This is a genomic window from Streptomyces sp. 1114.5 (assembly GCF_003635085.1).
In the GTDB taxonomy this organism is placed as follows: domain Bacteria; phylum Actinomycetota; class Actinomycetes; order Streptomycetales; family Streptomycetaceae; genus Kitasatospora.
On sequence record NZ_RBXE01000001.1, the window covers coordinates 3,681,728 to 3,706,360 of the forward strand.

Consider the following 24,633-nt stretch of genomic DNA (forward strand, 5'->3'; position numbering starts at 1 on the left):
CCGATGCACAAGCGCACCACGAGCTGGGTCAACGGCACTCTCGTCGACTCCGCCGACGCCGCCGTCTCGGTCCTCGACCACGGCCTCACCACCGGCGACGGCGTCTTCGAGACCATGAAGGCCGTCGACGGCGAGGCCTTCGCGGTCACCCGCCACCTCGACCGGCTCACCCGCTCCGCCCGCGGCCTCGGCCTGCCCGACCCCGACCACGACCTGGTCCGCGAGGCCTGCGCCCAGGTCCTCGCCGCCAACCCCGAGCCGCTCGGGCGCCTGCGGGTCACCTACACCGGCGGCAACGCCCCGCTCGGCTCCGAGCGCGGCACCGACGGCCCCACCCTGGTCGTCGCCCTCGGCGCCCTCAACCGCCGACCGGACGAGACCGCCGCCGCCGTCGTCCCCTGGCGCCGCAACGAGCACAGCGCCGTCGCCGGCCTCAAGACCACCTCGTACGCCGAGAACGTCGTCGCCCTGGCCGCCGCCCACCGCGCCGGCGCCTCCGAGGCCCTGTTCGCCAACACCGCCGGCCGGCTCTGCGAGGGCACCGGCTCCAACGTCTTCGTGGTCATCGACGGCCGTCTGCTCACCCCCACCCTCGGCTCCGGCTGCCTGGCCGGCATCACCCGGCAGCTCGTCATCGACTGGTGCGACGCCGAGGAGGCCGACCTCCCGCTCGACGTCCTCCAGGACGCCGAGGAGATCTTCCTGACCTCCACCACCCGCGACGTCCAGGCCGTCACCCGCGTCGACGACCGCGAACTGCCCGGCATCGGCCCCGTCACCGCCAAGGCCATGGCCGTCTTCACCGAGCGCAGCGGCGACGACCTCGACCCCTGATCCGCACGCTCCGGGAGGCCGGACCGGCCGCGTGGGCATGCCCGTGGATAACCTCCCCGGCAGGGGGAAAGGACCACCGCATGACCACCACGCTGCGCCCCGAGGGCCCGGAGACACCCACCGCGGCCGGCGGCCGCACCAGACGCTGGCGGATCCTGTCCAACGGCCACCCGGTCGGTGCGCTGCGCACCACCGCCGATCCGTTGGGTAGTCAACTCGGGGGAAAAATATCCGAGTTGGAGGTCACCGAGGGGCGCGGTCGGGGGCGCGGCACCTTCGGCGGGCTGGCCGCCGAGGAGGTGCTGCGCACCTGGGGCTGCACCCGGGTCGACGTCAACATCCCCGAGTCGGCGCCGACGGCCCGCGCACTCGCCGTGACCCTCGGCTACGTCGAGCGGGCCCTGATCATGTCCAAGCAGCTGGTCGCCGCCCCCGGCCTCCCCGCCGGGGTGGGCGTGCGCCCCTTCGACCGGCCGGCCGAGCTCCAGGCCTGGCTCCACCGCTCCACCGAGCGGTACGTCCGCTGGCTGGTGAACTCCGGCCTCACCGAGGAGCAGGCCCGCGCCCGCGCGGCCGGCGGACCGGAGAACCTCCTGCCGCAGGGTGCGGACACCCCCGGCGTGGTCCTCGGCCACCTTTTCGGCGCCGATGCGGCCGAGGGGTCGTACGGTTCGCTCTGGGTGCAGCTGCGCGTGCGCGACCTGCCGAACGGTGAACCGCTCGCCTGGGTGATGATGGTCGAGGTGCCCCCGGCCCGCCGGGGCCAGGGGCACGGACGCACCCTGATGCTGCTCGCCGAACGCGAGTGCCTGGCCGTCGGCGTGCGCAACGTCGGCCTCAACGTCTTTCCCGGCAATCAGAGCGCCATCCGGCTCTACACCTCGCTCGGCTACCGGGTCACCGAGCGCGTCTACGGCAAGCAGCTGTGACCTGACATGACGTCAGGAAGCCTTCGCCGCCTCGATGACGGCCACGATCGCGTCCCGCAGCCCGTCCTGGCTCTGCCCGCCGTCGAACCGCTTGCCGCCGATCACGTACGTCGGCGTGCCGCTGACCCCGATCGCCTTCCCCTCGGCCTGGTCGGCGTCCACGGTCAGCATGTGCCGGCCGTCGATCAGCGCGGTGTCGACCTCCTCGACGTCCGCCCCGACCTCGCGGGCGACGTCCAGCAGCGCCTGCTGCCCGCGCGCGTCCAGCTCCTCGACCCGGGCCAGCAGGGCTTCCACGAACGGCCAGCCCAGCCCCTGGGCGAACGCCTCCTCGGCCGCCTCGGCGGCGGCGTAGGCGTGCTTGTGCTTCTCCAGCGGGAAGTGCCGCAGCTCCACGGGCAGTGCGTCGCCGTACTGCGCACGCAGCGCCCGTACGTCGTCCAGCGCGGTGCGGCAGTCCGGGCACTGGAGGTCGCACCAGAACTCAAGGCGGGGGAGGGAACCATCGATCATTCCCCCAGTGTTCCACCTGTGGGCGTCCGCTCCGGCCGGCGGTGCGCCCGCGGGCGGACCGACAGGGAGGCACCGATGACCAGGAAGACCGGACGCGAAGGGGTGGCCTCGTGCTGAGTGCGACGATCAGCTTCATCCTCACGGCAGGCGGGGTGGCCGTCGCGGGCCTGCGGGCCTACCGGCGGCGCTTCCTCTCGGCGACCCGCTGGTTCGCGGTGGCCCTGCTGCCTGCCGGGCTCTACCTGACCGGCCTGTTCCCGCTGGCGAGCACGATCGGCCGGGCGTTCACCGACTGGGCGGCGAAGCTGGTCCTCGACCCCCGGGTGTGGTCCGGCATCGTGCTGCTGGGCGTCTCCGCGCTCCTGCTGGTCACCACCCGCTGGGTGGGCCGCCGCGGCACCGCGCCGGAGAGCGCGCCCGAGCGCCCCGCGGCCGCCGGCCCGGCACCCGATCGCCCCGCACTGGCGCCGAAGCCCCAGGCGCCCAAGGCGGCCGGGAAGCAGGCCGGAGACAAGCGGAACGACGGCCTCGGCGACTTCGCCGACATCGAGGAGATCCTCCGCAAGCGCGGGATCTGAGCGCGCGGCCGGCCGGCCCTCAGGCGGAGGGGACGGCCTCCGCCGAGCGCTGCCGCGCCCGGTAGGCGGCGACGTGCAGCCGGTTGCCGCAGGTGCGGCTGTCGCAGTAGCGCCGGGAGCGGTTGCGGGAGAGGTCGACGAAGACCCGCGCGCAGTCCGGCGCCTCGCACCGGCGCAGCCGCTCCCGCTCGCCCGCCATGAGGATGAAGGCCAGCGCCATGCCCAGCTCCGCCGCCAGGTGGTCGCCGAGCGCGGCGTGCGGCGCGAAGTAGTGGATGTGCCAGTCGTGGCCGTCGTGGTCGGTGAGCCGGGGCGTGGTGCCGGCGGCGGCGACGATCGCGTTGACGAGTTCGGCGGCCTCCTCGGTGGACTCCGTCCGGAACACCTCGCGCAGCCGGGTGCGCAGCTCGTGCACCCGCTGCAGGTCGTCCTCGGTCAGCGAGTCGATCTCGCTGATCTCCTGGCCGACCACGAAGGCGTCCAGGGCGGCGACGTCCGGCAGCCGCTCGGCGCCGCACACCTCGGGTGCGGTGTTGAGCAGCTCCACGAGGATGCTCAGCGCGCACTCGGTGTCATGGGTGATCAGCACGTTGGGGGCTCCTCGCGCAGGGGGACTCCGATACCCCGCGTCCACGGTTACCCCAGACCATACCGGGCCTTGTGCCAGAAGGGCGGCGTGTTCTTTCGAAGGCTTGTGCGGGATCCCGGCAGAGCATCCGAAACCGGGCGCCGCCCCGGCACCCGGTTTCGAAGCGGCGCCGACCGGGTGGCTGCGGGCGGCCCATGAAAGACGTCGGCGCCCGGCACCGAGGCCGGCCACCCGTACGGATGACCGGCCTCGGTGCCGGGCGCCTTCGGTGCTGCGGACCCGCTCCGGTGGGAGCGGGCCGCCACCGGGCCCCGAGACCGCGTCGTGCGCGGCTGAGTCCGCTGCCGTGCCCCCGAGTAGGACGGCTGCGATGACGGCAGGGGGTGCGGCCCCGCCGTCGGCGGGGCGTGACCGCCTCCGGGCGGGGTCAGCTTTCGGCGAGGATGTGGGACAGCTCCCGGTCGAGGTCGAAGTGACGGTGTTCGGTGCCGGGGGGCACGGCGGCGTCCGTCCGCTTGAGGAACGACTCAAGCGCCCGGGCCGGGGCCTCCAGCAGGGCTTCTCCTTCCGGAGAGCTCAGTGCGATGCAGACCACCCCTTGCCCGTGGCTGCGCGACGGCCACACCCGGACGTCGCCGGTACCGGTGGGTCGGTGCAGCCCCTCCGCGAGGAGATCTCGGGCGAACACCCACTCCACGGTCTCGTCGGCGCCCGTGTGGAACGTGGCGTGCACGGCATAGGGGTCGGCGGTGTCGTAGCGCAGGCCCGCGGGGACGGGCAGTGAGGACTCGCTGGACACGATGAGGCGCAGGTGCAGCTCGCAGCTGACCGTGGTGTTCATAAGCGCCATGGCCTTTCGCTCAGTGTGCGCTCGGGGAATCGCACGTCGGCGAACGGACCATCCCACCCCCAAGACCGATGTAAACCCCTCTGTCCCGATTCGGGCGCGAGTCGTACCCCTTACGGCGCATTGCGGAATCGCCGCGGTGCGGCCGGGCCCGGCATTAGCGAGGTACTTCTTGGTTAGTTTCCTGGCATGACTGTGCGAAACGACAAGACGGGCGGGAACACGAGAACGGGTGAACCGGCTGCGGCGGATGACGCGGCGGTCGGCGGTGGCCGGGCGGCGGGCTCGCGGGCTCCGGCCTTCGTCCGTCGCTCCCCGGCGCTGCACCGGGCCTGGCAGGTGGCGGTGTTCCTGGCCGGCCTCGCCGTGGTGGGGCTCGGCGTGGTCATGCTGCCGCTGCCCGGACCCGGCTGGGTGGTGATCTTCCTGGGCATGGGGATCTGGGCCACCGAGTTCGCCTGGGCCCGGCTGGTCCTGCGCTGGACCCGCCGCAAGGTCGCCGAGGCCGCCCACCGGGCCATGGATCCGCGGGTGCGCCGCCGCAACCTGACGGTCACCGCGATCGGGCTGGCCGTCCTCGTCGGCGCGGGCGGCTGGTACCTCGCCCGGTACGGCCTGGTCGTGCCCTGGAGGCTGGACGAGAGGTGAGCCGCCAGGGCCCGGGGCCGTGGGCCGGGAGGGTGTTCGGACCACCCTCCGGGATGCGGTAATGTTTTCCCTGCACCCGGGCGATTAGCTCAGCGGGAGAGCACTTCGTTCACACCGAAGGGGTCACTGGTTCGATCCCAGTATCGCCCACCGGAATGCATTGTGATACGTGAGGCCCAGCCGATTATCGGCTGGGCCTCACGTGTATTTTCGGAATCCTCCTGAAGGGCCGTCCGTAATCGGCTGAGGCACAGTCATCTTCCGCGTGGAGCGCGAGTTCTGCGGATGTGCCGGCCGCACCCCGGAAGGGGCGAGTTGTACGACGACCCCCGAATGGTGCTATGGTTCTTCTCGTTGCCCGGGCGATTAGCTCAGCGGGAGAGCACTTCGTTCACACCGAAGGGGTCACTGGTTCGATCCCAGTATCGCCCACCGGACAGCACGCAGGCCCTGACCAGGAAACCGGTCAGGGCCTGCGGCGCGTCCAGGGGCCGGAGGCCCGGGAGCCGCCCGGCTAGGCCGCCGCCTCGCACACGTGCTCCTGCTCCAGCCGGCGCCCGCAGCCGCACCGGGCCGGTCGCAGCGGCCAGGACAGGTCCACCCGCTCCGTCGCGCCCGAGCGGTCGAACCAGCTCTGCAGCCCGCGCGCCTGCGCCGCGTGCCAGACCGTCTGCCGCAGGTGCAGTTCGGCCGCCGTCAGACCGCCGAGCGCCGCCGGGTAGCGGGCGCCTATCCGCCGGGTCAGCGTCAGCGAGGCCGTCGCGTCCGCCGCCGCGTCATGCGCCCCGGCCAGCTCCACGCCGTAGTGGGCGCACAGGTCGGTCAGCGTCCGGCGGCCCTTGCGGTAGCGGTCCACGTGCTTGTCCAGCACCCGCGGATCCACCACCAGCAGGCTGCACCCCTCCAGCCCGCCGCCCAGCGTCAGCCCGTGATGGCGGCGCAACTCCCGGTCCAGCAGCGTCAGATCGTACGGCGCGTTCATCACCACCAGCGGATGCCCGGCCCGGGCCTCGGCCGCCAGCGCGCGGGTGACCTCCGCCACCACCGCCCGGGCCGGGCGGCCGTGGGCGCGCACCTGCTCGTCGGAGATGCCGTGCACCGCGCGGGCGCCGTCCGGGATCGGGACGCCCGGATCGGCGAGCCAGGTGGTGGTCCGCACCGGTGCGCCCGGGGCGAGTTGGACGACCAGGGCGGCCGAGACGATCCGATCGGTCTCGACGTCCACGCCGGTGGTCTCGGTGTCGAAGGAGGCGAGTGGGCCGGTGTACCAGAGCTGCTGCATGACTGCCCCTCAGACGAGCGTTGCCGCGCCCTGTTGATACCCGGTTCTGACGCAGCTTCAACCCGTTTGGCCCAGGCCCCGCCGGGGATCCTGCCCATGACCGTCCCGTTTCGTATGACTGGCGCCGTTCGAATCCGGACGGGCCCGGAGCCCGGGGGAGGCGACGGGGGCGATGGCACTGACACAGCCGCAGCCCGAGGGGGCGGCGGCCGTCCTGCGGGGCAACCTCGCGGTCACCGCCTGCATGGAGACCCTGCAGGTCGGCTACCTGCACGCGGTCGCCGCCGCGGCCGGCTGCTCGCTCTCCCAGCCGTTCCCGGACAACGGCATCGACTGGCAGGTCAACCACGGCTCCCGGGCGCACCAGGTGGACGACGAGGTCACCATCAAGATCCAGCTCAAGGCCACCCAGCAGATCGCCCCCGACCCGGCCGGACGGTTCTTCAGCTTCACCCTGGACAACGACCACCTGCGCAAGCTCGCCCGGGCCCGGGTCGCCGTCCCCCGGATCCTGGTCGTGATGCTGCTGCCGAGCCGGGTCGACCACTGGCTCCGGGCCCGCCCGGACGCCCTGGAACTGCGCCACTGCTGCTACTGGGTCAACCTGGCCGGCCACCCGGTCACCGGACAGCGGCGCACCAACGTCCGGGTGCCCACCGACAAGGTCTTCGACGACCGGGCGCTCTGCGACATCATGGCCAGGGTCGGCGCGGGCGGCAGCCCGTGACGGCCCGGCCCAGGCAGCGAGGAGTCGACCCCATGACACCGCCGCACGGACCGGGCGAGCCGGCCCGCCCCCTGCCCGACCCGGCCACCGTCGACCCCGCGGTGCTGGCCACCCTGCTCGCCCGGCACGGCTGGGTCCGCCGCGGCGGCCCGGCGGCGCGGTACGGACGCTGGACCCCGCCCGACGGCGAACCGGGCACCAGCCTGCTCGTCCCGGCCGGCGACGGCTTCGACGACGCGGTCGAACTCCTCGCCGACGCCGTCACGGCGCTCTCCCGCTCCCGCACCCCCTCCGCCCGCTCGATCCTGCTCGCCCTCGCCGTCCCCGGCGACGAACTGCGCTGGCACCGCGAACCGCCCGGCCCCGCCGACGTCGCCTCCTGGGACGACGCCGAGCGGCTCCGGCAGGCGGCCCGCGGGATGCTCGCCGCCGGGGCCAAGGCTGCCCGCACCCGGGCCGCCTACTTCGGCGCCCGGCTGGACGCCCTGGCCGGGGACTTCCTGGACCGCGTCCTGGTGGTCGAACAGGGCGCCGCCCTCACTGCGTACACCCCCGCCCCCGAGGGCCGCGCCGCCGTCACCACCCTCGTCCGCGCCCTGGAGTCGCTGCGAGACGCGGTCGACTACCGCCGGGTCAGCGGCGGGCCGGAGGCCTTCGAGAACGCCGTCCAGGCCGGGGTCAGCCGGGAACTCGTCCAGTCCGTCGAGGAACTGGTCCGCGATGCCACGGCGGCCCGGCTCTCCGTCGCCTGGTCGCCCGCCGCCGGGATCCCGGGCGGCTTCGGGGACCGCCGGATCGTCCTCGACTTCTCCCCCGGGGATCTGCCCGCCCTCACCGAGGCCGCCGAGCTGCTGGAGCGGATCGAGCCCGCCGTCGCCGTCACCGTGATCGGGGTGGTCACCCGGCTCAAGCGCAACGACCCAGCCGGGCCCGGCTCGGTCCGGCTGCGCGTGCTCGGCGGCGCCGAGGTCCGCGACCTCAAGCTCCGCCTGCCCGACCCCGACTACCGGCTGGCCGCCGAAGCCCATCTCGCGGGCCTGCCGGTGCGGGTCTCGGGGCGGCTGGAGCGGCACGGCGGCTTCCGCCGGCTCACCCGCGCGCACGGCCTGGAACTGTGCGGCTGGGAGGAGGGCGACCGGGAGCGGCTGCTGAAGTCGCTCGGCGAGGCGGGCGAGGAAGGGGGAGCGGGGACGTAGGTGGACGGTGGGGGCGGCGCTCTCGGTACCATCGTCACGCGCAGCGCAGTGTTGCGTCCTCTGAAATCCAGCACGTCAGGAGAGACCGGTGACGGACGTCCGGGTAATCATCAGCCGCGAACCCGATCGGGAAGAGCGCGTGGTGACGACGGGCACCACGGCCGCCGAGCTCTTCGCCGACGACCGCTCGATCATCGCCGCCCGCGTCGGCGGCCAGCTCAAGGACCTCGCGTACGCCGTCCAGGACGGCGACGAGGTCGAGCCGGTCGCGATCGACAGCAAGGACGGCCTCGACATCCTGCGCCACTCCACCGCGCACGTCATGGCCCAGGCCGTGCAGCAGCTCTACCCCGAGGCCAAGCTCGGCATCGGCCCGCCGGTCAAGGACGGCTTCTACTACGACTTCGACGTCGAGAAGCCGTTCCACCCCGATGACCTCAAGGCCATCGAGAAGAAGATGCAGGAGATCATCAAGCGCGGGCAGAAGTTCTCCCGCCGCGTGGTCACCGACGAGGACGCCCGCGAGGAGCTGGCCGCCGAGCCGTACAAGCTGGAGCTGATCGGCCTCAAGGGCTCCGCGGCCACCGCCGGCGAGGGCGCCGACGTCGAGGTCGGCGCGGGCGAGCTCACCATCTACGACAACCTGGACGCCAAGAGCGGCGAGCAGTGCTGGGGCGACCTCTGCCGCGGCCCGCACCTGCCCAGCACCCGCCACATCCCGGCGTTCAAGCTGATGCGCAACGCGGCCGCCTACTGGCGCGGCAGCGAGAAGAACCCGATGCTCCAGCGCATCTACGGCACCGCCTGGCCGACCAAGGACGAGCTGAAGGCCCACCTCGACTTCCTGGTCGAGGCCGAGAAGCGCGACCACCGCAAGCTCGGCAACGAGCTCGACCTCTTCTCCATCCCCGAGGAGATCGGCTCCGGCCTCGCCGTCTTCCACCCCAAGGGCGGCATCATCCGCCGGGCGATGGAGGACTACTCGCGCAAGCGGCACGAGGAAGAGGGCTACGAGTTCGTCTACACCCCGCACGCCACCAAGGGGAAGCTCTTCGAGAAGAGCGGCCACCTCGACTGGTATGCGGACGGCATGTACCCGCCCATGCAGCTCGACGAGGGCGTGGACTACTACCTCAAGCCGATGAACTGCCCGATGCACAATCTGATCTTCGATGCGCGCGGCCGCTCCTACCGCGAACTGCCGCTGCGCCTCTTCGAGTTCGGGACGGTGTACCGCTACGAGAAGTCCGGCGTCGTGCACGGCCTGACCCGCGCCCGCGGCTTCACGCAGGACGACGCTCACATCTACTGCACCCGCGAGCAGATGGCGGAGGAGCTCGACTCCACGCTGACCTTCGTGCTCAACCTCCTTCGCGACTACGGTCTGACCGACTTCTACCTGGAGCTGTCGACCAAGGACCCGGTCAAGTACGTCGGCAGCGACGAGACCTGGGAGGAGGCCACCGCCGTCCTGGCGAGCGTGGCCGAGAAGCAGGGGCTGCCGCTGGTACCGGACCCGGGCGGCGCGGCCTTCTACGGCCCGAAGATCTCGGTGCAGGCGCGGGACGCCATCGGCCGGACGTGGCAAATGAGTACGATTCAGCTGGACTTCAACCTGCCCGAACGTTTCGATCTTGAGTACACGGCGGCGGACGGCTCGCGTCAGCGGCCGGTCATGATCCACCGCGCGCTCTTCGGCTCGATCGAGCGGTTCTTCGCGGTGCTGCTGGAGCACTACGCCGGCGCCATGCCGCCGTGGCTGGCCCCGGTCACCGTGACCGGCATCCCGATCACCGACGAGCACGTGCCGTACCTGCTGGAGGTTGCGGCCGAGCTCAAGAAGCACGGGATCCGGGTCGAGGTCGACACCTCGGACGACCGCATGCAGAAGAAGATCCGCAACGCGCAGAAGACCAAGGTCCCGTTCATGCTGATCGCCGGCAACGACGACGTCGAGGCGGGTGCGGTCTCCTTCCGCTACCGCAACGGCGAGCAGAAGAACGGCGTGCCCCGTGACGAGGCCATCGCCGAAATCGTCGATGCTGTGGCGCGCCGTGTCCAGGTGTGACGTGGTCCCTGTCTGAGCGGGGGAAATCCGTCGAGTTGGATCGTGGAGATCCGACAGGTGCGGCAGGCCCCGCCCTGGCGGGGATGTGCGGGGCAGGCTCTCGATGAGTCTGCCCCGCGCGGCTTTGCAAGCCCGGTCGGGCGAATATGCTGATCAGCATGACGACTGAGCCGGAACTGCAGCGGGGCGTCGGTGAGCCGGACGGCTTCCGCCGCCTGTGGACCCCCCATCGGATGGCGTACATCCAGGGTGAGAACAAGCCCACCGGCCCGGCTCCGGACGACGGTTGTCCGTTCTGCTCGATCCCGTCGCTGAGCGACGAGGACGGGCTCGTCATCGCCCGGGGGAGCGCCGTGTTCGCGGTGCTGAACCTGTACCCGTACAACGGCGGCCACTTGATGGTGGTCCCGTACCGGCACGTGGCCGACTACACCGACCTGGACGAGGCGGAGACGGCCGAGCTGGCCGACTTCACCAAGAAGGCGATGACCGCGCTGCGCGCGGCCTCCGGGGCGCACGGGTTCAACATCGGGATGAACCAGGGCGCCGCGGCCGGCGCCGGGATCGCGGCGCACCTGCACCAGCACGTGGTGCCGCGCTGGGGCGGTGACACCAACTTCATGCCGGTGGTGGGCCACACCAAGGTGCTGCCGCAGCTGCTGGCGGACACCCGCAAGATGCTGGCCGAGGTCTGGCCGCAGGGCTGACCCCGGGTACGAGGAGGGGCCCGTCACCGAGACGTTCGGTGGCGGGCCCCTCTCCGTGCGTGCGGGTGTGCGTACGGGCTCAGCCGGCGTTGAAGGTGTCGACGTCGTACGGCCGGCTGCCCTGCGCCTCGGACTTGATGATCGAGGTGCGGTTCTTGAAGAAGCGGTCGGCGTCGAGGTCGTGCTCCTGCAGGAACTCCAGCGTGGCGGTGTGGACCGCGTTGAGGACCGGCACGGAGGCGTTCATGGCGTTGTCGATCATGGTGCGGCTGTCCCAGGCACGGCCGACCCAGACGTGCCGCAGGCCGAACGGCTCGGGCAGGCCGAGCCCGCCGCCGAGCCAGCCGAGCAGGCCGGGCATCCGGTAGAAGGGGGCCCGGACGGCCTGGCGGACGACCTCGTCGTTGTCGATCAGGGGGAGCTTGACCGTCCGCTCCTCCCAGAACTTCACGGTCTTGTTGACCGTCTTCTCCTTGTCCTTGGGCTTGTCGAAGAAGACGCCCTTGACCGGGCCGAGCGCGTAGCCGGCCACCGAGATGGTCAGCACGTTGGCGAGCAGGGTGACCGTGACGGTGAAGGTGATGACCAGCTTGCCGTCGTGGGTGATGAATTGGGTGGCGAGGTAGTGCCGGGGGCCGCCCGGGAAGGTCTGCTTGTCGGCGATGCTCTGCACGGCGAAGTCGCGCATCCGGTCGCCGTCCATGTCGGCGTTGCCGGGGCGGCTGATCTCGTCGGCGCCGGCGCCGATGTCGAAGACCACCCACTGCTTGATCGCCACGTTGGGGATGCCGCTGTTGGCGACGTGGCTGACGCCGAGGCCCTTGAGGTGGGAGGAGATCCGGCGGACCAGGTCCCAGGGGTGGAAGGCGCGGAAGTCGGCGTGACCCTCGGCGGGGTGGAGGGTGTCGGCCAGGCGCCACTCGCCCCAGCGGCGGCCGGCGCCCAGGATGCCCTTGGGGACGGCGTAGTGCTGGACGTTGGTCTCCTGCTCGGCGTCCAGCCGACCCAGCTTGTCGCGCAGGTCGACGGCCTTCTTGTCGAGGTCGTCGCGCGGGACGGCCTTGGCGACGGTGGCGGCCACGGCGCTGCCCTCGACCAGGGACTGCCAGCGGGCGCGCAGGTCCTTGGCGGAGCGCAGGACCACCCGGCGGGCGAGGTACCAGCCGATGACCGGGGCGAGCATGGTGACCCGCAGGTAGACGCCCAGCGGGCCGGTGGCCGGCGGGCGCACCGTGAGGATGACGGCCAGGACGGCGGCCAGCACGAGGGTGATGGCGCCGTAGACGGCCGCGTTCTTCGGGTTGTCCCGCTTGAGCCAGGCCCGGACCTGGAAGGCGGCGAGCCAGAGCACGGTGCCGGGCAGGGCGAGCAGGCCGGTGAGGAGGGTGATGCCGGTGAGCTTGCGGTCGCGGGTGTGGCGCAGTTCCTCGGCGGCCAGGCAGTGCTCGACGACCTGGCGGGTGTCGACGCCGAAGGACGGGACGAGGGGTTTGCGCTTGCTGCCGAGGGCGCGGGAGACGAGCGCCTTGCTGAAGGCCTCGCCGGCGTTGGGGCGGAAGAGGGCGAAGCGGCCCTTCTTCTCCGTGGCGTCGGTGACGGCCTCCACGAAGGCGCCGACCTCGCCGTCGCGGTAGGCGGCCGAGGAGAGCGCCTGGGTGACGGCGGTCTGCGGGCCGGCGTCCGTTCGGGGTATCTGCGCACCCGGGGTCATGTCGAGCGTGGTCACGGTGGCGTCCCCTCCTCCCCTTGTCAGCGGCAGGTTACCGTGCCGCGCCACCCCGGCGCCGATGATCGTCTGAAGTACCGTCACGATCGAGCCGTGCCGGGCCCGGGAGGCATGATGCCCGGTTGGAGGGCGGTCGATACCCGCCGGGGCGGGCCGGGACGGGGTGGAGGAGGATGGTGGGGGAATCGAGGAAAGGGGAGCCGCGGTGAAGGATCCGGTGCTGGTCTTCGACGGGGACTGCGCGTTCTGTTCGTCCTGTGTGCGGTGGGCCGAGCGGTACCTGCGGCAGACGCTGGCCTCGGGGGGCTGGGAGGCGGTGGCGTTCCAGTTCGCGGATCTGGCGGGGCTGGACGCGCTCGCGGGCGGCCGGGGTGAGGTGTCGGCCGAGCGGGCGGAGCGCGAGGTGCTGTGGGTGACGCCGACCGGGCGGGTGTACGGGGGCGCGCAGGCGGTCGCGCGGCTGCTGATGCGCTCCGGCGGGGCGTGGGCGTACCTGGGCGCGGTGTTGACGGCGGCGCCGGTGCGGCCGGTGGCGGCGCTGGCCTACCGGTGGGTGGCGCGCAACCGGCACCGGCTGCCGGGGGGTACGGCGGCGTGCGCGCTGCCGAACCGGCCCGGGGCTGCTCAGTCGGTGTAGCGCTCGGCCAGGGCGGCGGGCATGGGTTCGTGGCGCAGGTAGGCGCGGGAGAACTCGGCGGTGCCGTGGGTGAGGGAGCGCAGGTCGACCGGGTAGCGGACGAGTTCGAGTTCGGGGACCTCGGCGCGCAGCAGGGTGAGGCCGTGGCCGCCGGTCTCGGTGCCGAGGACGCGGCCGCGGCGGGCGGAGAGGTCGCCGAGGACGGCGCCGAGGTAGTCGTCGGGCAGCAGGACGCTGACGGCGGCGACGGGTTCGAGCAGGCGGATGACGGCGTGTTCGGCGGCGTCGCGCAGGGCGAGGGCGGCGGCGTTCTGGAAGGACGCGTCGGAGGAGTCGACGGAGTGGGCCTTGCCGTCGGTGAGGGTGACCCGGACGTCGACGAGCGGGTGTCCGGTGGCGATGCCCTTGGCGAGCTGGGCGCGGACGCCCTTCTCGACGGAGGGGATGAAGTGCTTGGGGACGGCGCCGCCGACGACGTGCTCCTGGAACTCGAAGCCCGAGCCGGCCGGGAGGGGTTCGACCTCCAGGTCGCAGATGGCGTACTGGCCGTGGCCGCCGGACTGTTTGACGAGGCGGCCGTGGCCGGCGGCGGCGGTGCCGAAGGTCTCGCGCAGGGCGACCTTGGGTTCGACGGTGTCGACGTGGACGCCGTGGCGGGTGCGGAGGCGGTCGAGGACGACCTCGGCGTGGGCCTCGCCGGTGCACCAGAGGACGAGCTGGTGGGTGTCGGGGTTCTGTTCGAGGCGTAGCGCCGGGTCCTCGGCGCTGAGGCGGGTGAGGGCCTGGGAGAGCTTGTCGTCGTCGGCCTTGCTGTGGGCTTCGACGGCGATCGGGAGCAGGGGTTCGGGGAGCGTCCAGCCGTCGAGTTCGACGGGGTGTCCGGGGTCGTGGACGGTGTCGCCGGCCCGGGCGGTGGTGAGTTTGGCGGCGCAGACGAGGTCGCCGGCGACGGCGTGCGGGACGGGGCGCTGGAGCTTGCCGAAGGGGCTGGTGAGGGCGGTGACGCGTTCGTCGCCGTCCTGGCCGGCGGTGTGGGCCGGGCCGAGCAGGTGGATCTTGGTGTCGGGGCGCAGGGTGCCGGCGTACAGGCGCAGCAGGCTGATCCGGCCGACGTAGGCGTCGCCGGTGATGCGGACGACCTGGGCGGCGAGCGGGGCGTCGGGGTCGCAGTCGGGGGCCGGGCGGGTGCGTTCGGTGGGGTCGGGGAAGGTGTGCGCGATGAGGTCGAGGAGTTCGGTCGCGCCCAGGCCGTTCTCGCTGGTGGGGACGGCGGGGTGGAGGGCGCAGGCGAGGACTTCGCGGCGCAGGCCGGCTTCGAGGGAGTCGGTGTCGAGGGTGTCGCCGGCGAGGTAGCGCTCCATGAGGGTGTCGTCCTGGCCGGAGATGGCCTCGACGAGGCTGTCGTGGGCGGGGCCGGTCTCGGGGAGCGGGCTGGCGTCGCCGTAGGTGTCGCCGGTGAGCAGGTCGACGCTGCCGTCGGGCCGGCCGTCGTGGAGGACGGGCAGGAAGAGCGGGCGGAGGGTGTCGGGGCCCAGGTCGAAGGCGTCGTGGCAGGCGGTGAGGATGTCGTCGAAGCTCGTGCGGGCGAGGTCGAGTTTGGCGACGGCGACGGCGCGGGGGATGCCCTCGGCGGCGCACTCGCGCCACAGGGCGCGGGTGGGGGCGGTGACCGGGTCGGTGGCGGAGACGACGAAGACGGCGGCGTCGGCGGCGTGCAGGGCGGCGCGCAGGTCGGCGGTGAAGTCGGGGTGGCCGGGCGGGTCGAGCAGGTTGATCTTGACGCCCTTCCATTCGAGCGGGAGCAGCGAGAGCTGGACGGAACGCTGCTGCTGGTGCTCGATGTCCTCGTGGTCGGAGACGGTGGTGCCGTCGGTGACGCGGCCGGCCCGGCCGGTGGCGCCGGCGGCGAGGGCGAGGGATTCGGCGAGGGTGGTCTTGCCCACACCGCTGGAACCGATCAGGACGACGTTGCGCAGGTCCCGGGGGCCGGTGACGGCGGGTGCCTGGCCGGCTCGTGCCGTGCTGCGGTCGGGCATCGGGGTCTCCTCCCGTGGCGCCGAGGCTGTCCATCGCAGTCTAGGGGCGGGTGTCACGGCGGCGCGTGTCGTAGGGCTGGTCGGTCGGCCACTCGGTGACCGGACGGATGCGTGCGGTGGGCGGGGGCCGGTGCGCCGCGGTGCGTGCGGCGGAGCGTGTCGTCGGCGTGGCTACGATGGGTGCGCCGGACGGGCTGATCCGTTCGGCCGTCTGCCGCGCGTGCTGCGCCAGGCGGGTATCCGGTAGATCGGAGCGGCTGGGAAGGCCATGCTCAACAAATACGCGCGTGCCTTCTTCACACGTGTTCTGACCCCGTTCGCCGCGTTCCTGATCCGGCTGGGCGTGAGCCCGGACGCCGTGACGCTGATCGGTACCGCCGGTTCGGTGGCCGGTGCGCTGGTGTTCTTCCCGCGTGGGGAGTTCTTCTGGGGCACCATCACGATCACGCTGTTCATCTTCTCCGACCTGGTGGACGGGAACATGGCCCGCCAGCTGGGCCGGACCAGCAAGTGGGGGGCGTTCCTGGACTCCACGCTGGACCGGGTCGCGGATGCGGCGATCTTCGGCGGGCTGGCGATGTGGTACGCGGGCAAGGGTGACGACAACCTGCTGTGCGCGGTGGCGATCTTCTGCCTGGCGAGCGGACTGGTGGTGTCGTACACCAAGGCGCGGGCGGAGAGCCAGGGCCTGCCGTGTGATGTGTCGGGGCTGGTGGAGCGGGCCGAGCGGCTGGTGGCGAGCCTGGTGGCGGCCGGGGTCGCGGGTCTGCACAAGTTCGGTGTGCCGTACGTGGAGTGGCTGCTGCCGGTGGCGCTGTGGCTGGTCGCGGCGGGCAGCCTGGTGACGGTGTTCCAGCGGATGCTGACCGTGCGCCGCGAGGCGTTCGAGGCCGACCGAGCGGCGGCCGGGAGCTGATGGGGGGCGTCCTGCGGTGACGGACCGACTGGTGTACTGGGCGTACGCGCTGGGCTGGGGGGTGCTGAAGCACCTGCCGGAGCCGGTGGCGCGGGGGCTGTTCGACCGGCTGGCGGACTACGCGTGGCGCAAGCGCGGCAAGCGGGTGCTGCAGCTGGAGGCGAACCTGCGCCGGGTCCGGCCGGGGCTGGAGGAGGCGGCGCTGCGGTCGCTGTCGCGGGCCGGGATGCGCTCCTACCTGCGGTACTGGATGGAGTCGTTCCGGCTGCCGGTGTGGAGCCGGGAGCGGGTGGCGCGGGACGTCCGGGTGGAGGGCTTCGAGCACCTGCGGGCGCCGATGGAGGCCGGGCGGGGCGCGGTGATAGCGCTGCCGCACATGGGGAACTGGGACCTGGCGGGTACCTGGGTCGCGCAGCAGGGCTACCCGTTCACCACGGTCGCCGAGCGGTTGAAGCCGGAGCGGCTGTTCGACCGGTTCGTGGCGTTCCGGGAGGGCCAGGGCATGGAGGTCCTGGCGTTGACCGGTGGCGGGGTGAACGTGATCGGCACGCTGGCGCGGCGGCTGCGCGAGGGCCGGCTGGTGTGCCTGGTGGGGGACCGGGACCTGTCGGAGGCGGGCATCGGGGTGTCGTTCTTCGGCGAGGCGACCCGGATGCCGGCCGGTCCGGCGGCGCTGTGCCAGCGGACCGGGGCGGCGCTGCTGCCGGTGACGCTCTGGTACGACGGTCCGGTGATGAGGGCGCGGATCCACCCCGAGGTGGCGGTGCCCGAGGAGGGCAACCGCAAGGAGCGCACGCAGGCGATGACCCAGGCGATGGCGGACGTGTGGGAGCGCGGGATCCGCGAGTACCCGCAGGACTGGCACATGCTGCAGAAGTTCTGGCTCGCCGACCTTCCCGTCCGTGAGACGGTGAAGGAGGCGGCCGCGGTGCGCACGGAGGCGGCTCCGGAGCCGGCGGCCGAGGCCTCCGGGTCCTGAAACCCGTCCGGTCGCTGTTCCGGCCGGTGCTGAGCCGGTACGACTGTCCGAAGGAGCTTGAGGAACCCGTGAAGATCGGCATCGTCTGCCCGTACGACTGGGACGTCCCCGGTGGGGTCCAGTTCCACATCCGGGACTTGGCCGAGCATCTGATCGGCCTGGGGCACGAGGTGTCGGTGCTGGCGCCGGCCGAGGACGACGAGGCGCTGCCGCCGTACGTGGTCTCGGCCGGGCGGGCGGTGGCGGTGCCGTACAACGGGTCGGTGGCGCGGCTGAGCTTCGGCATCCTGTCGGCGGCGCGGGTGCGGCGGTGGCTGCACGACGGGCGCTTCGACATCCTGCACGTGCACGAGCCGGCCTCGCCGAGCCTGTCGATGCTGGCCGCCTGGTCGGCGACCGGGCCGATGGTGGGGACCTTCCACACCTCCAACCCGCGCTCGCGGGCGATGATCGCGGCCTCGCCGATCCTGCAGCCCGGCCTGGAGAAGATGCGGGCCCGGATCGCGGTGTCGGAGTACGCCCGCCGGACCCTGGTGGAGCACCTGGGCGGGGACGCGGTGGTGATCCCCAACGGCGTGGACGTGGGCTTCTTCGCGGACGCGGAGCCGGACGGGCGCTGGATGGGCCACGCGGCGAAGGGGGAGCCGGGCACGATCGGCTTCATCGGCCGGATCAACGAACCGCGCAAGGGCCTGCCGACGCTGCTGGCGGCGCTGCCCGGGATCCTGGCCGAGCGTCCGGGGGTGCGGCTGCTGGTGGCGGGCAAGGGCGACGAGGAGGAGGCCGTCGCGGGCCTGGCGCCGGAGGTGCGCCGGCAGGTGGAGTTCCTCGGGATGGTGAGCGACGAGGAGAAGGCCCGGCTGCTGCGCAGCGTGGACCTGTACGTGGCGCCGAACACCGGGGGCGAGAGCTTCGGGATCATCCTGGTCGAGGCGATGTCGGCGGGCGCCCCGGTGCTGGCGAGCGACCTGGACGCGTTCAAGCAGGTGCTCGACGGCGGGGACGCCGGCGAGCTGTTCCCGGTGGAGGACGCGGACGCGCTGGCCCGTACGGCGCTGCGGTTGCTGGGCGATCCGGCGCGGCTGGAGGAGCTGCGGAAGGCGGCCTCGCGGCACGTGCGGCGGTTCGACTGGTCGACGGTCGGCGCGGACATCCTGGCGGTGTACGAGACGGTCACGGCGGGGGCCGCAGCGGTGGTCGAGGAGGACGAGCGCAGCGGGCGGTGGAGCCGGTTCGGGTTGGCCCGGGACTGACCCCGGCTGTCCGCGGGGTTAGGGTCGGGCGACCGTACCGCTGTGAACCATGGGGGCAACGATGCCGCAGATCTCCGTCGACTACTCGTCCGGCCTGGCCGGTTCCTTCGACCGCCGGGCGCTGGGCCTGGCGATCAACCGGCTCGCGGTGAAGACGATCGACGCCAAGCCGGAGGCGTGCAAGACGCTGTTCCGGGCGAGCGACGACTTCGTGGTGGGGGAGGCCGAGGAGCCCGCCGCGCAGGTGTACGTCGAGTTCCAGATCTTCCCGGGCCGCACGCCGGAGGCGAAGGCGGCGCTCAGCGAGGGCGTGCTGGCGCTGCTGGCCGAGCACGTCGCGCCGGCGGCCGGCACCCGGCTGTACACCGCGGTGAACATCTCGGACATCGATCGGGAGAGCTACCGCAGCACGACCGCCGCAGGCTGAGCCGGTGACACCCGGTAGCGTTGCGCCCCGTGACTACCTGGATCTGGGCCGGCGTGGCCGTGGTGCTCTTCGGCATGTACCTGAGTTGGACGGCCGGCCGCTTGGACCGGCTGCACGCCCGGATCGACGCCGCGCGGGCGGCGCTGGACGCGCAGCTGGTGCGTCGGGCCTCGGTGGCGATGGAGCTGGCGACGTCCTCGCTGCTGGACCCGGCGGCCTCGCTGCTGCTGCTGGACGCGGCGCACGCGGCCCGGCAGGCCGACGACGAGCAGCGCGAGGTGGCGGAGAGCCAGTTGAGCCTGGCGCTGCGGGCGGTGCTGGAGGAGCCGGAGCAGGTGGCGGCGCTGGTGGCGGAGCCGGGTGGCGAGGACGCGGTTCGTGATCTGACGGCCGCGGTGCGCCGGGTGCCGATGGCCCGGCGGTTCCACAACGACGCGGTGCGGGCGGCGCGGGCGGTGCGCGAGCACCGGTTGGTGCGGTATTTCCGGTTGGCCGGGAAGGCCCCGTTCCCGATGGCCTTCGAGATGGACGACGCCCCGCCGCCCGCCCTCACGCCCGAGGGGGCGCCTGCTTAGGGTGTTCCACGGATACGGCCCGTTTGTCGTGTCCCGTCGTTCGGGCTGGACTGGGTGGCACATGGAGGTGCCACTCCGTCCGCCTACCATAGGGCGATAGCACTGGTTCATCTTCGAGTGAGGTCTCACGTGTCCACCACCCCCACCACCGCAGACCAGCCGCAGATCGGCACCGCCCGGGTCAAGCGCGGCATGGCCGAGCAGCTCAAGGGCGGTGTGATCATGGACGTGGTCAACGCCGAGCAGGCCAAGATCGCCGAGGACGCCGGCGCGGTGGCCGTCATGGCGCTTGAGCGGGTTCCGGCCGACATCCGCAAGGATGGCGGCGTGGCCCGCATGTCCGACCCGAACATGATCGAGGAGATCATCGAGGCGGTCTCCATCCCGGTGATGGCCAAGTCCCGCATCGGTCACTTCGTCGAGGCCCAGGTCCTGCAGTCGCTGGGTGTCGACTACATCGACGAGTCCGAGGTGCTGACCCCGGCCGACGAGGTCAACCACTCGGACAAGTGGGCCTTCACCACTCCCTTCGTCTGCGGCGCCACCAACCTGGGCGAGGCCCTGCGCCGCATCGCCGAGGGTGCGGCCATGATCCGTTCGAAGGGTGAGGCCGGCACCGGCAACGTGGTCGAGGCCGTCCGCCACCTGCGCCAGATCAAGAACGAGATCGCCAAGCTGCGCGGCTTCGACAACAACGAGCTGTACGCCGCCGCCAAGGAGCTGCGCGCCCCGTACGAGCTGGTCAAGGAGGTCGCCGAGCTCGGCAAGCTGCCGGTCGTGCTGTTCTCCGCCGGTGGCGTGGCCACCCCGGCCGACGCCGCGCTGATGCGCCAGCTGGGCGCCGAGGGCGTCTTCGTCGGCTCCGGCATCTTCAAGTCGGGCGACCCGGCCAAGCGCGCCGCCGCCATCGTGAAGGCCACCACCTTCTTCGACGACCCGAAGATCATCGCGGACGCCTCCCGCAACCTCGGCGAGGCCATGGTCGGCATCAACTGCGACACCCTGCCGGAGACCGAGCGCTACGCCAACCGCGGCTGGTAATCCCGCAGCTTCCGAGTCGGCCCGCCGCAGCGCCTCGGCGCCTGCGGCGGGCCGCGCCACGTACTCCCGTAGTAACGATCGATTGAGGTTGAAGACCGTGAGCACTCCAGTCATCGGCGTCCTCGCCCTGCAGGGCGACGTCCGCGAGCACCTCGTGGCGCTGGCCGAGGCCGACGCGCTCGCCCGCCCGGTGCGCCGTGCCGAGGAACTGGCCGAGGTCGACGCGCTGGTGATCCCCGGCGGGGAGTCGACCACCATGTCCAAGCTGGCGCTGCTGTTCGGCGTGATGGGCCCGCTGCGCGAGCGCGTCGCCGCCGGGATGCCGGTGTACGGCACCTGCGCGGGCATGATCATGCTGGCGGACAAGATCCTCGACGGCCGCGAGGACCAGGAGACCGTCGGCGGCATCGACATGACGGTGCGCCGCAACGCCTTCGGCCGGCAGAACGAGTCCTTCGAGTCCGGGATCGCCTTCAAGGGCATGGACGACGCGCCGGTGCACGGCGTCTTCATCCGCGCCCCCTGGGTCGAGGCGGTCGGCGCGGGCGTCGAGGTCCTGGCCGAGCTGCCCGCCGCGGACGGCCCGGAGAGCCGGATCGTCGCCGTGCGCCAGGGCAACCTGCTGGCCACCTCCTTCCACCCGGAGCTGACCGGCGACCACCGGGTGCACGGGTACTTCGTGCGGATGGTCGAGGAGCACCTCAGCGCCGCGAAGTGACGGCGGTCCTACCACCGGTGGCGACACCGGTAAGATCTCTTCTGTTCATTTCCCTTTGGCGACGTAAAGGAGCTGGCGATGTCCGGCCACTCTAAGTGGGCTACCACCAAGCACAAGAAGGCCGTGATCGACGCCAAGCGCGGCAAGCTCTTCGCCAAGATGATCAAGAACATCGAGGTGGCGGCGCGCACCGGCGGTCCCGACCCGGCGGGCAACCCGACCCTCTACGACGCCATCCAGAAGGCGAAGAAGAGCTCGGTCCCGATCGACAACATCAACCGCGCCGTCAAGCGCGGTGGCGGTCTGGAGGCCGGCGGCGCCGACTACCAGACCATCATGTACGAGGGCTACGGCCCGAACGGCGTCGCGGTCCTGATCGAGTGCCTCACCGACAACCGCAACCGCGCCGCCTCCGACGTGCGCGTCGCGATGACCCGCAACGGCGGCTCGATGGCCGACCCGGGCTCGGTGTCGTACCTGTTCACCCGCAAGGGTGTCGTCATCGTCCCCAAGGCCGACGGCGTGGACGAGGACAAGCTCTTCGAGGTCGTCCTCGACCAGGAGCCCGAGGAGATCAACGACCTCGGCGACTCGTTCGAGATCGTCTCCGAGGCCTCCAAGATGGTCGCCGTGCGCACCGCGCTGGTGGACGCCGGCGTCGACTACGACTCGGCCGAGGCCAACTTCCTCCCGAGCATGCAGGTCGAGCTGGACGTCGACGGCGCCCGCAAGATCCTCAAGCTGATCGACGCCCTGGAGGACAGCGACGACGTGCAGAACGTCTTCGCCAACTTCGACATCTCCGACGAGGTCGGTGCGCAGCTCGACGCCGAGTGACACGGCATCGATCGATCGACGGTGAGTGATCGTTCTCACTGCCCGGCCCGGTGGTCCCAGGACCGCCGGGCCGGTGTCGTCGGTCGCGTTGTCGGACCCGAACGATAGCCTGCGCAGGTCACTCCGGTGAGTGGCGAGTCGACGGGAGGCAGAGCTGTGGTGCGGGTACTGGGCGTGGACCCGGGGCTGACCAGGTGCGGGGTCGGCGTGGTCGAGGGCGCGCCGGGCCGGCCGTTGCGGATGGCCGGGGTCGGCGTGGTGCGCACGCCCGCCGAGGCCGAGATCGGGCAGCGGCTGCTCCTGGTCGAGCAGGGGATCGAGGCCTGGCTGGACGAGCACCGGCCCGACCTGGTCGCCGTCGAGCGGGTCTTCGCCCAGCACAACGTGCGCACCGTGATGGGCACCGCGCAGGCCAGCGCGGTCGCGATGCTCTGCGCGACGCGCCGCGGCATCCCCGTCACCCTGCACACCCCGAGCGAGGTCAAGGCAGCCGTCACCGGCTCCGGCCGGGCCGACAAGGCCCAGGTCACGGCCATGGTGCAGCGCCTGCTGCGGCTGGACGCCCCGCCCAAGCCCGCGGACGCCGCCGACGCCCTGGCGCTGGCGATCTGCCACATCTGGCGCGGCGGGGCGACCAACCGGCTTGAGGCTGCCGTCCTGGCCGCCCGCGCCACGCCCCGCTCCGCCCCCCGCTCCACCCCGCGCTCCACGCCCCTGAGAGGAACAATCCGGTGATCGCCTTCGTGCAAGGGCCCGTGGCAGCCATCTCCGCCGGGACGGCGGTGGTCGAGGTCGGCGGGGTGGGCATGGCGGTGCAGTGCACTCCGAACACCCTGGCCGGCCTGCGGCTGGGCGAGCCGGCCCGGCTGGCGACCTCGCTGGTGGTCCGGGAGGACTCGCTGACCCTCTTCGGGTTCGCGGACGACGACGAGCGCGCCGTCTTCGAGATCCTGCAGGCCGCGCCGGGCGTCGGCCCCAAGCTGGCGCAGGCGATCCTCGGGGTGCACAGCCCCGACGCGCTGCGGGCCGCGGTCGCCGGCGGCGACGAGAAGGCGCTGGTCGCCGTGCCCGGCATCGGCAAGGCCAAGGCGGCCAAGCTGCTGCTGGAATACAAGGACAAGCTCGGCGCCCCGCACGGCGCGGTGCCCGCGCAGAAGCCGCTCGCGGCCGGCCCGGCGCCGTGGAGCGAGCAGCTGCACTCCGCGCTGACCGGTCTCGGCTACGCCCCGCGCGAGGCGGACGAGGCGGTCGCGGCCGTCACCCCGGAGGCGGAGGCGCAGCAGACGCCGGACGTCGGGGCGCTGCTGCGGCTCGCGCTGCGCGGCCTCAACCGGGCCCGCTGAGGCCAACTGACGATCTGTCCATTTGTCGACCGTATCGACGGTATCGACCGTGTCGACCACGTCGACCACGGAGACTTGGGAGCCCGCGACGATGTACGACTCGGAACCCGCCGACCGGCTGGTCACGGCGGCCGCCGATGGTGAGGACCAGGCGGTGGAGGCGGCGCTGCGCCCCAAGCTGCTGGACGAGTTCATCGGCCAGGAGCGGGTGCGCGAGCAGCTGTCCCTGGTGCTCCAGGCCGCCCGCAAGCGCGGCAGCGCACCCGACCACGTGCTGCTGAGCGGGCCGCCCGGGCTGGGCAAGACCACCCTGTCCATGATCATCGCCGCCGAGCTGGGCGCCCCGATCCGGATCACCTCCGGCCCGGCCATCCAGCACGCGGGGGACCTCGCGGCGATCCTCTCCTCGCTCACCGAGGGCGAGGTGCTCTTCCTCGACGAGATCCACCGGATGTCCCGGCCGGCCGAGGAGATGCTCTACATGGCGATGGAGGACTTCCGGGTCGACGTGATCGTCGGCAAGGGCCCGGGCGCGACCGCCATCCCGCTGGAGCTGCCGCCCTTCACCCTGGTCGGCGCCACCACCCGGGCCGGCCTGCTGCCGCCCCCGCTGCGGGACCGCTTCGGCTTCACCGGGCACATGGAGTTCTACGCCCCGAGCGAGCTGCAGCGGGTGGTGCACCGCTCGGCCGCGCTGCTGGACGTCGAGATAGACCCGGCCGGCGCCGCCGAGATCGCCGGGCGCTCGCGTGGCACGCCGCGCATCGCCAACCGGCTGCTGCGCCGGGTCCGCGACTACGCGCAGGTGCGGCACGACGGCGTGGTCACTCCCGAGATCGCCGCCCAGGCGCTGGACGTCTACGAGGTGGACGCCCGTGGTCTGGACCGGCTGGACCGTGCGGTGCTGGACGCGCTGCTGCGGCTGTTCGGCGGCGGCCCGGTCGGTTTGTCGACACTCGCGGTCGCCGTGGGGGAGGAGTCCGAGACGGTCGAGGAGGTGGCGGAGCCCTTCCTGGTGCGCGAGGGCCTGCTCGCCCGGACCCCGCGCGGGCGGATCGCCACCGCCGCCGCCTGGCAGCACCTGGGCCTGACCCGGCCGGCCCAGGCAGGGGCGGCCCAGACCTCGCGCGGCAGCGTGCCGGCCCAGTCGGAGCTGTTCCCCGCCGACGAAAGTTGACCGCCGTCGGCTGAACGGGTGAGTCGGACCCGGAGGTTCCCGCCCGGCGG

General features: G+C 72.4%; 26 protein-coding genes and 2 tRNA genes. 22 read left to right on the plus strand and 6 right to left on the minus strand.

The annotated features are described in order from the left end of the window. Positions 1-3: 3 nt before the first annotated feature. Both BX285_RS16475 and BX285_RS16480 read left to right on the plus strand, forming a co-directional pair. Positions 4-834 carry an aminotransferase class IV gene (locus BX285_RS16475; protein WP_121175531.1) on the plus strand — a complete coding sequence of 277 codons (831 nt, stop codon included), beginning with the start codon at positions 4-6 and terminating at the stop codon, positions 832-834. Between the two features lie 80 nt (positions 835-914). Continuing rightward, on the plus strand, positions 915-1,763 hold the full coding sequence (locus tag BX285_RS16480; protein WP_121175532.1) for a GNAT family N-acetyltransferase: 849 nt from the start codon (positions 915-917) through the stop codon (positions 1,761-1,763). Between the two features lie 12 nt (positions 1,764-1,775). Here the strand turns inward: BX285_RS16480 and BX285_RS16485 are convergent, their stop codons facing one another. Beyond that, the gene (locus BX285_RS16485; protein WP_121175533.1) at positions 1,776-2,276 is read right to left on the minus strand and encodes a DsbA family protein; all 501 of its coding nucleotides are present in this window, start codon (positions 2,274-2,276) and stop codon (positions 1,776-1,778) included. A 110-nt stretch (positions 2,277-2,386) separates the two neighbouring features. On the opposite strand from BX285_RS16485, the gene BX285_RS16490 reads away from it, so the two are divergent. Next, a complete protein-coding gene (locus tag BX285_RS16490; protein WP_121175534.1) occupies positions 2,387-2,854 on the plus strand; it encodes a hypothetical protein in 468 nt (155 codons plus the stop codon). A gap of 19 nt (positions 2,855-2,873) precedes the next feature. On the opposite strand, the gene BX285_RS16495 is transcribed toward BX285_RS16490, so the two are convergent. Next, positions 2,874-3,443 carry a CGNR zinc finger domain-containing protein gene (locus tag BX285_RS16495; RefSeq protein WP_097238673.1) on the minus strand — a complete coding sequence of 190 codons (570 nt, stop codon included), beginning with the start codon at positions 3,441-3,443 and terminating at the stop codon, positions 2,874-2,876. Positions 3,444-3,870: 427 nt separating this feature from the next. Next, the gene (locus tag BX285_RS16500; RefSeq protein WP_030056266.1) at positions 3,871-4,284 is read right to left on the minus strand and encodes an SsgA family sporulation/cell division regulator; all 414 of its coding nucleotides are present in this window, start codon (positions 4,282-4,284) and stop codon (positions 3,871-3,873) included. Between the two features lie 195 nt (positions 4,285-4,479). On the opposite strand from BX285_RS16500, the gene BX285_RS16505 reads away from it, so the two are divergent. From BX285_RS16505 to BX285_RS16515, 3 genes are all read left to right on the plus strand, one after another. Beyond that, entirely contained in the window at positions 4,480-4,938 is a 459-nt protein-coding gene (locus tag BX285_RS16505) for a TIGR02611 family protein (protein ID WP_097238674.1), read from the plus strand. 78 nt (positions 4,939-5,016) lie between these two features. Then, positions 5,017-5,088, plus strand: a tRNA-Val gene (locus tag BX285_RS16510). A gap of 210 nt (positions 5,089-5,298) precedes the next feature. Further along, a tRNA-Val gene (locus tag BX285_RS16515) sits at positions 5,299-5,370 on the plus strand. A gap of 82 nt (positions 5,371-5,452) precedes the next feature. On the opposite strand, the gene BX285_RS16520 is transcribed toward BX285_RS16515, so the two are convergent. Further along, the gene (locus BX285_RS16520; RefSeq protein ID WP_097238675.1) at positions 5,453-6,220 is read right to left on the minus strand and encodes an exonuclease domain-containing protein; all 768 of its coding nucleotides are present in this window, start codon (positions 6,218-6,220) and stop codon (positions 5,453-5,455) included. A 172-nt stretch (positions 6,221-6,392) separates the two neighbouring features. On the opposite strand from BX285_RS16520, the gene BX285_RS16525 reads away from it, so the two are divergent. From BX285_RS16525 to BX285_RS16540, 4 genes are all read left to right on the plus strand, one after another. Continuing rightward, a complete protein-coding gene (locus tag BX285_RS16525; RefSeq protein ID WP_097238676.1) occupies positions 6,393-6,947 on the plus strand; it encodes a DUF4365 domain-containing protein in 555 nt (184 codons plus the stop codon). Positions 6,948-6,979: 32 nt separating this feature from the next. Next, the gene (locus tag BX285_RS16530) at positions 6,980-8,143 is read left to right on the plus strand and encodes a hypothetical protein (protein WP_097238677.1); all 1,164 of its coding nucleotides are present in this window, start codon (positions 6,980-6,982) and stop codon (positions 8,141-8,143) included. Between the two features lie 88 nt (positions 8,144-8,231). Beyond that, positions 8,232-10,211 (plus strand): threonine--tRNA ligase, encoded by a 1,980-nt coding sequence (gene thrS, locus BX285_RS16535; protein ID WP_097238678.1) that lies wholly within the window; start codon positions 8,232-8,234, stop codon positions 10,209-10,211. Between the two features lie 146 nt (positions 10,212-10,357). Then, complete coding sequence (locus tag BX285_RS16540; RefSeq protein WP_097238679.1) at positions 10,358-10,918, plus strand: HIT domain-containing protein; 561 nt, start codon at positions 10,358-10,360, stop codon at positions 10,916-10,918. A gap of 79 nt (positions 10,919-10,997) precedes the next feature. On the opposite strand, the gene BX285_RS16545 is transcribed toward BX285_RS16540, so the two are convergent. Next, positions 10,998-12,644, minus strand: a complete 1,647-nt coding sequence (locus BX285_RS16545) for a hypothetical protein (protein ID WP_097238680.1) — start codon at positions 12,642-12,644, stop codon at positions 10,998-11,000. 205 nt (positions 12,645-12,849) lie between these two features. On the opposite strand from BX285_RS16545, the gene BX285_RS16550 reads away from it, so the two are divergent. Further along, the gene (locus BX285_RS16550; RefSeq protein WP_097238681.1) at positions 12,850-13,281 is read left to right on the plus strand and encodes a thiol-disulfide oxidoreductase DCC family protein; all 432 of its coding nucleotides are present in this window, start codon (positions 12,850-12,852) and stop codon (positions 13,279-13,281) included. On the opposite strand, the gene BX285_RS16555 is transcribed toward BX285_RS16550, so the two are convergent. Then, positions 13,269-15,317 carry an elongation factor G-like protein EF-G2 gene (locus BX285_RS16555; RefSeq protein WP_097238682.1) on the minus strand — a complete coding sequence of 683 codons (2,049 nt, stop codon included), beginning with the start codon at positions 15,315-15,317 and terminating at the stop codon, positions 13,269-13,271. The genes BX285_RS16550 and BX285_RS16555 overlap by 13 nt on opposite strands. A gap of 268 nt (positions 15,318-15,585) precedes the next feature. On the opposite strand from BX285_RS16555, the gene pgsA reads away from it, so the two are divergent. The 11 genes from pgsA to ruvB all read left to right on the plus strand — a co-directional run bounded on the left by pgsA (position 15,586) and on the right by ruvB (position 24,583). Then, positions 15,586-16,233, plus strand: coding sequence for a phosphatidylinositol phosphate synthase (gene pgsA, locus BX285_RS16560; protein ID WP_097238683.1), 648 nt, complete (start codon positions 15,586-15,588; stop codon positions 16,231-16,233). Positions 16,234-16,249: 16 nt separating this feature from the next. Beyond that, positions 16,250-17,212 (plus strand): phosphatidylinositol mannoside acyltransferase, encoded by a 963-nt coding sequence (locus tag BX285_RS16565; protein WP_257032867.1) that lies wholly within the window; start codon positions 16,250-16,252, stop codon positions 17,210-17,212. 68 nt (positions 17,213-17,280) lie between these two features. Then, positions 17,281-18,465 (plus strand): glycosyltransferase family 4 protein, encoded by a 1,185-nt coding sequence (locus BX285_RS16570; RefSeq protein WP_097238684.1) that lies wholly within the window; start codon positions 17,281-17,283, stop codon positions 18,463-18,465. 61 nt (positions 18,466-18,526) lie between these two features. Beyond that, positions 18,527-18,892, plus strand: a complete 366-nt coding sequence (locus BX285_RS16575; protein WP_097238685.1) for a 5-carboxymethyl-2-hydroxymuconate Delta-isomerase — start codon at positions 18,527-18,529, stop codon at positions 18,890-18,892. Between the two features lie 29 nt (positions 18,893-18,921). Then, entirely contained in the window at positions 18,922-19,467 is a 546-nt protein-coding gene (locus BX285_RS16580; protein WP_257032868.1) for a hypothetical protein, read from the plus strand. A gap of 129 nt (positions 19,468-19,596) precedes the next feature. After that, positions 19,597-20,508, plus strand: coding sequence for a pyridoxal 5'-phosphate synthase lyase subunit PdxS (gene pdxS / locus BX285_RS16585; RefSeq protein ID WP_063346811.1), 912 nt, complete (start codon positions 19,597-19,599; stop codon positions 20,506-20,508). Between the two features lie 97 nt (positions 20,509-20,605). Then, positions 20,606-21,226 (plus strand): pyridoxal 5'-phosphate synthase glutaminase subunit PdxT, encoded by a 621-nt coding sequence (gene pdxT / locus BX285_RS16590; RefSeq protein WP_097240361.1) that lies wholly within the window; start codon positions 20,606-20,608, stop codon positions 21,224-21,226. Positions 21,227-21,304: 78 nt separating this feature from the next. Next, positions 21,305-22,063, plus strand: coding sequence for a YebC/PmpR family DNA-binding transcriptional regulator (locus BX285_RS16595; RefSeq protein WP_049651428.1), 759 nt, complete (start codon positions 21,305-21,307; stop codon positions 22,061-22,063). A gap of 159 nt (positions 22,064-22,222) precedes the next feature. Next, positions 22,223-22,798, plus strand: coding sequence for a crossover junction endodeoxyribonuclease RuvC (ruvC, locus tag BX285_RS16600; protein WP_121177567.1), 576 nt, complete (start codon positions 22,223-22,225; stop codon positions 22,796-22,798). Next, positions 22,795-23,406: a Holliday junction branch migration protein RuvA gene (gene ruvA, locus BX285_RS16605; protein ID WP_097238686.1), complete on the plus strand. Its 612-nt coding sequence runs from the start codon at positions 22,795-22,797 to the stop codon at positions 23,404-23,406. The genes ruvC and ruvA overlap by 4 nt, the downstream gene beginning before the upstream one ends. Before the next feature lie 91 nt (positions 23,407-23,497). Further along, positions 23,498-24,583 (plus strand): Holliday junction branch migration DNA helicase RuvB, encoded by a 1,086-nt coding sequence (gene ruvB / locus BX285_RS16610; protein ID WP_121175535.1) that lies wholly within the window; start codon positions 23,498-23,500, stop codon positions 24,581-24,583. Positions 24,584-24,633 lie beyond the last annotated feature (50 nt).

Excerpts from the sequence above, each read along its gene's own strand:
- BX285_RS16475 (WP_121175531.1), top strand. The coding sequence starts at position 4 with ATGCACAAGCGCACCACGAGCTGGGTCAACGGCACTCTCGTCGACTCC.
- BX285_RS16480 (WP_121175532.1), top strand. The coding sequence starts at position 915 with ATGACCACCACGCTGCGCCCCGAGGGCCCGGAGACACCCACCGCGGCC.
- BX285_RS16485 (WP_121175533.1), bottom strand. The coding sequence starts at position 2,276 with ATGATCGATGGTTCCCTCCCCCGCCTTGAGTTCTGGTGCGACCTCCAG.
- BX285_RS16500 (WP_030056266.1), bottom strand. The coding sequence starts at position 4,284 with ATGAACACCACGGTCAGCTGCGAGCTGCACCTGCGCCTCATCGTGTCC.
- BX285_RS16505 (WP_097238674.1), top strand. The coding sequence starts at position 4,480 with ATGACTGTGCGAAACGACAAGACGGGCGGGAACACGAGAACGGGTGAA.
- BX285_RS16520 (WP_097238675.1), bottom strand. The coding sequence starts at position 6,220 with ATGCAGCAGCTCTGGTACACCGGCCCACTCGCCTCCTTCGACACCGAG.
- BX285_RS16525 (WP_097238676.1), top strand. The coding sequence starts at position 6,393 with ATGGCACTGACACAGCCGCAGCCCGAGGGGGCGGCGGCCGTCCTGCGG.
- BX285_RS16530 (WP_097238677.1), top strand. The coding sequence starts at position 6,980 with ATGACACCGCCGCACGGACCGGGCGAGCCGGCCCGCCCCCTGCCCGAC.
- BX285_RS16540 (WP_097238679.1), top strand. The coding sequence starts at position 10,358 with ATGCTGATCAGCATGACGACTGAGCCGGAACTGCAGCGGGGCGTCGGT.
- BX285_RS16555 (WP_097238682.1), bottom strand. The coding sequence starts at position 15,317 with ATGCCCGACCGCAGCACGGCACGAGCCGGCCAGGCACCCGCCGTCACC.
- pgsA (WP_097238683.1), top strand. The coding sequence starts at position 15,586 with ATGCTCAACAAATACGCGCGTGCCTTCTTCACACGTGTTCTGACCCCG.
- BX285_RS16575 (WP_097238685.1), top strand. The coding sequence starts at position 18,527 with ATGCCGCAGATCTCCGTCGACTACTCGTCCGGCCTGGCCGGTTCCTTC.
- BX285_RS16595 (WP_049651428.1), top strand. The coding sequence starts at position 21,305 with ATGTCCGGCCACTCTAAGTGGGCTACCACCAAGCACAAGAAGGCCGTG.
- ruvB (WP_121175535.1), top strand. The coding sequence starts at position 23,498 with ATGTACGACTCGGAACCCGCCGACCGGCTGGTCACGGCGGCCGCCGAT.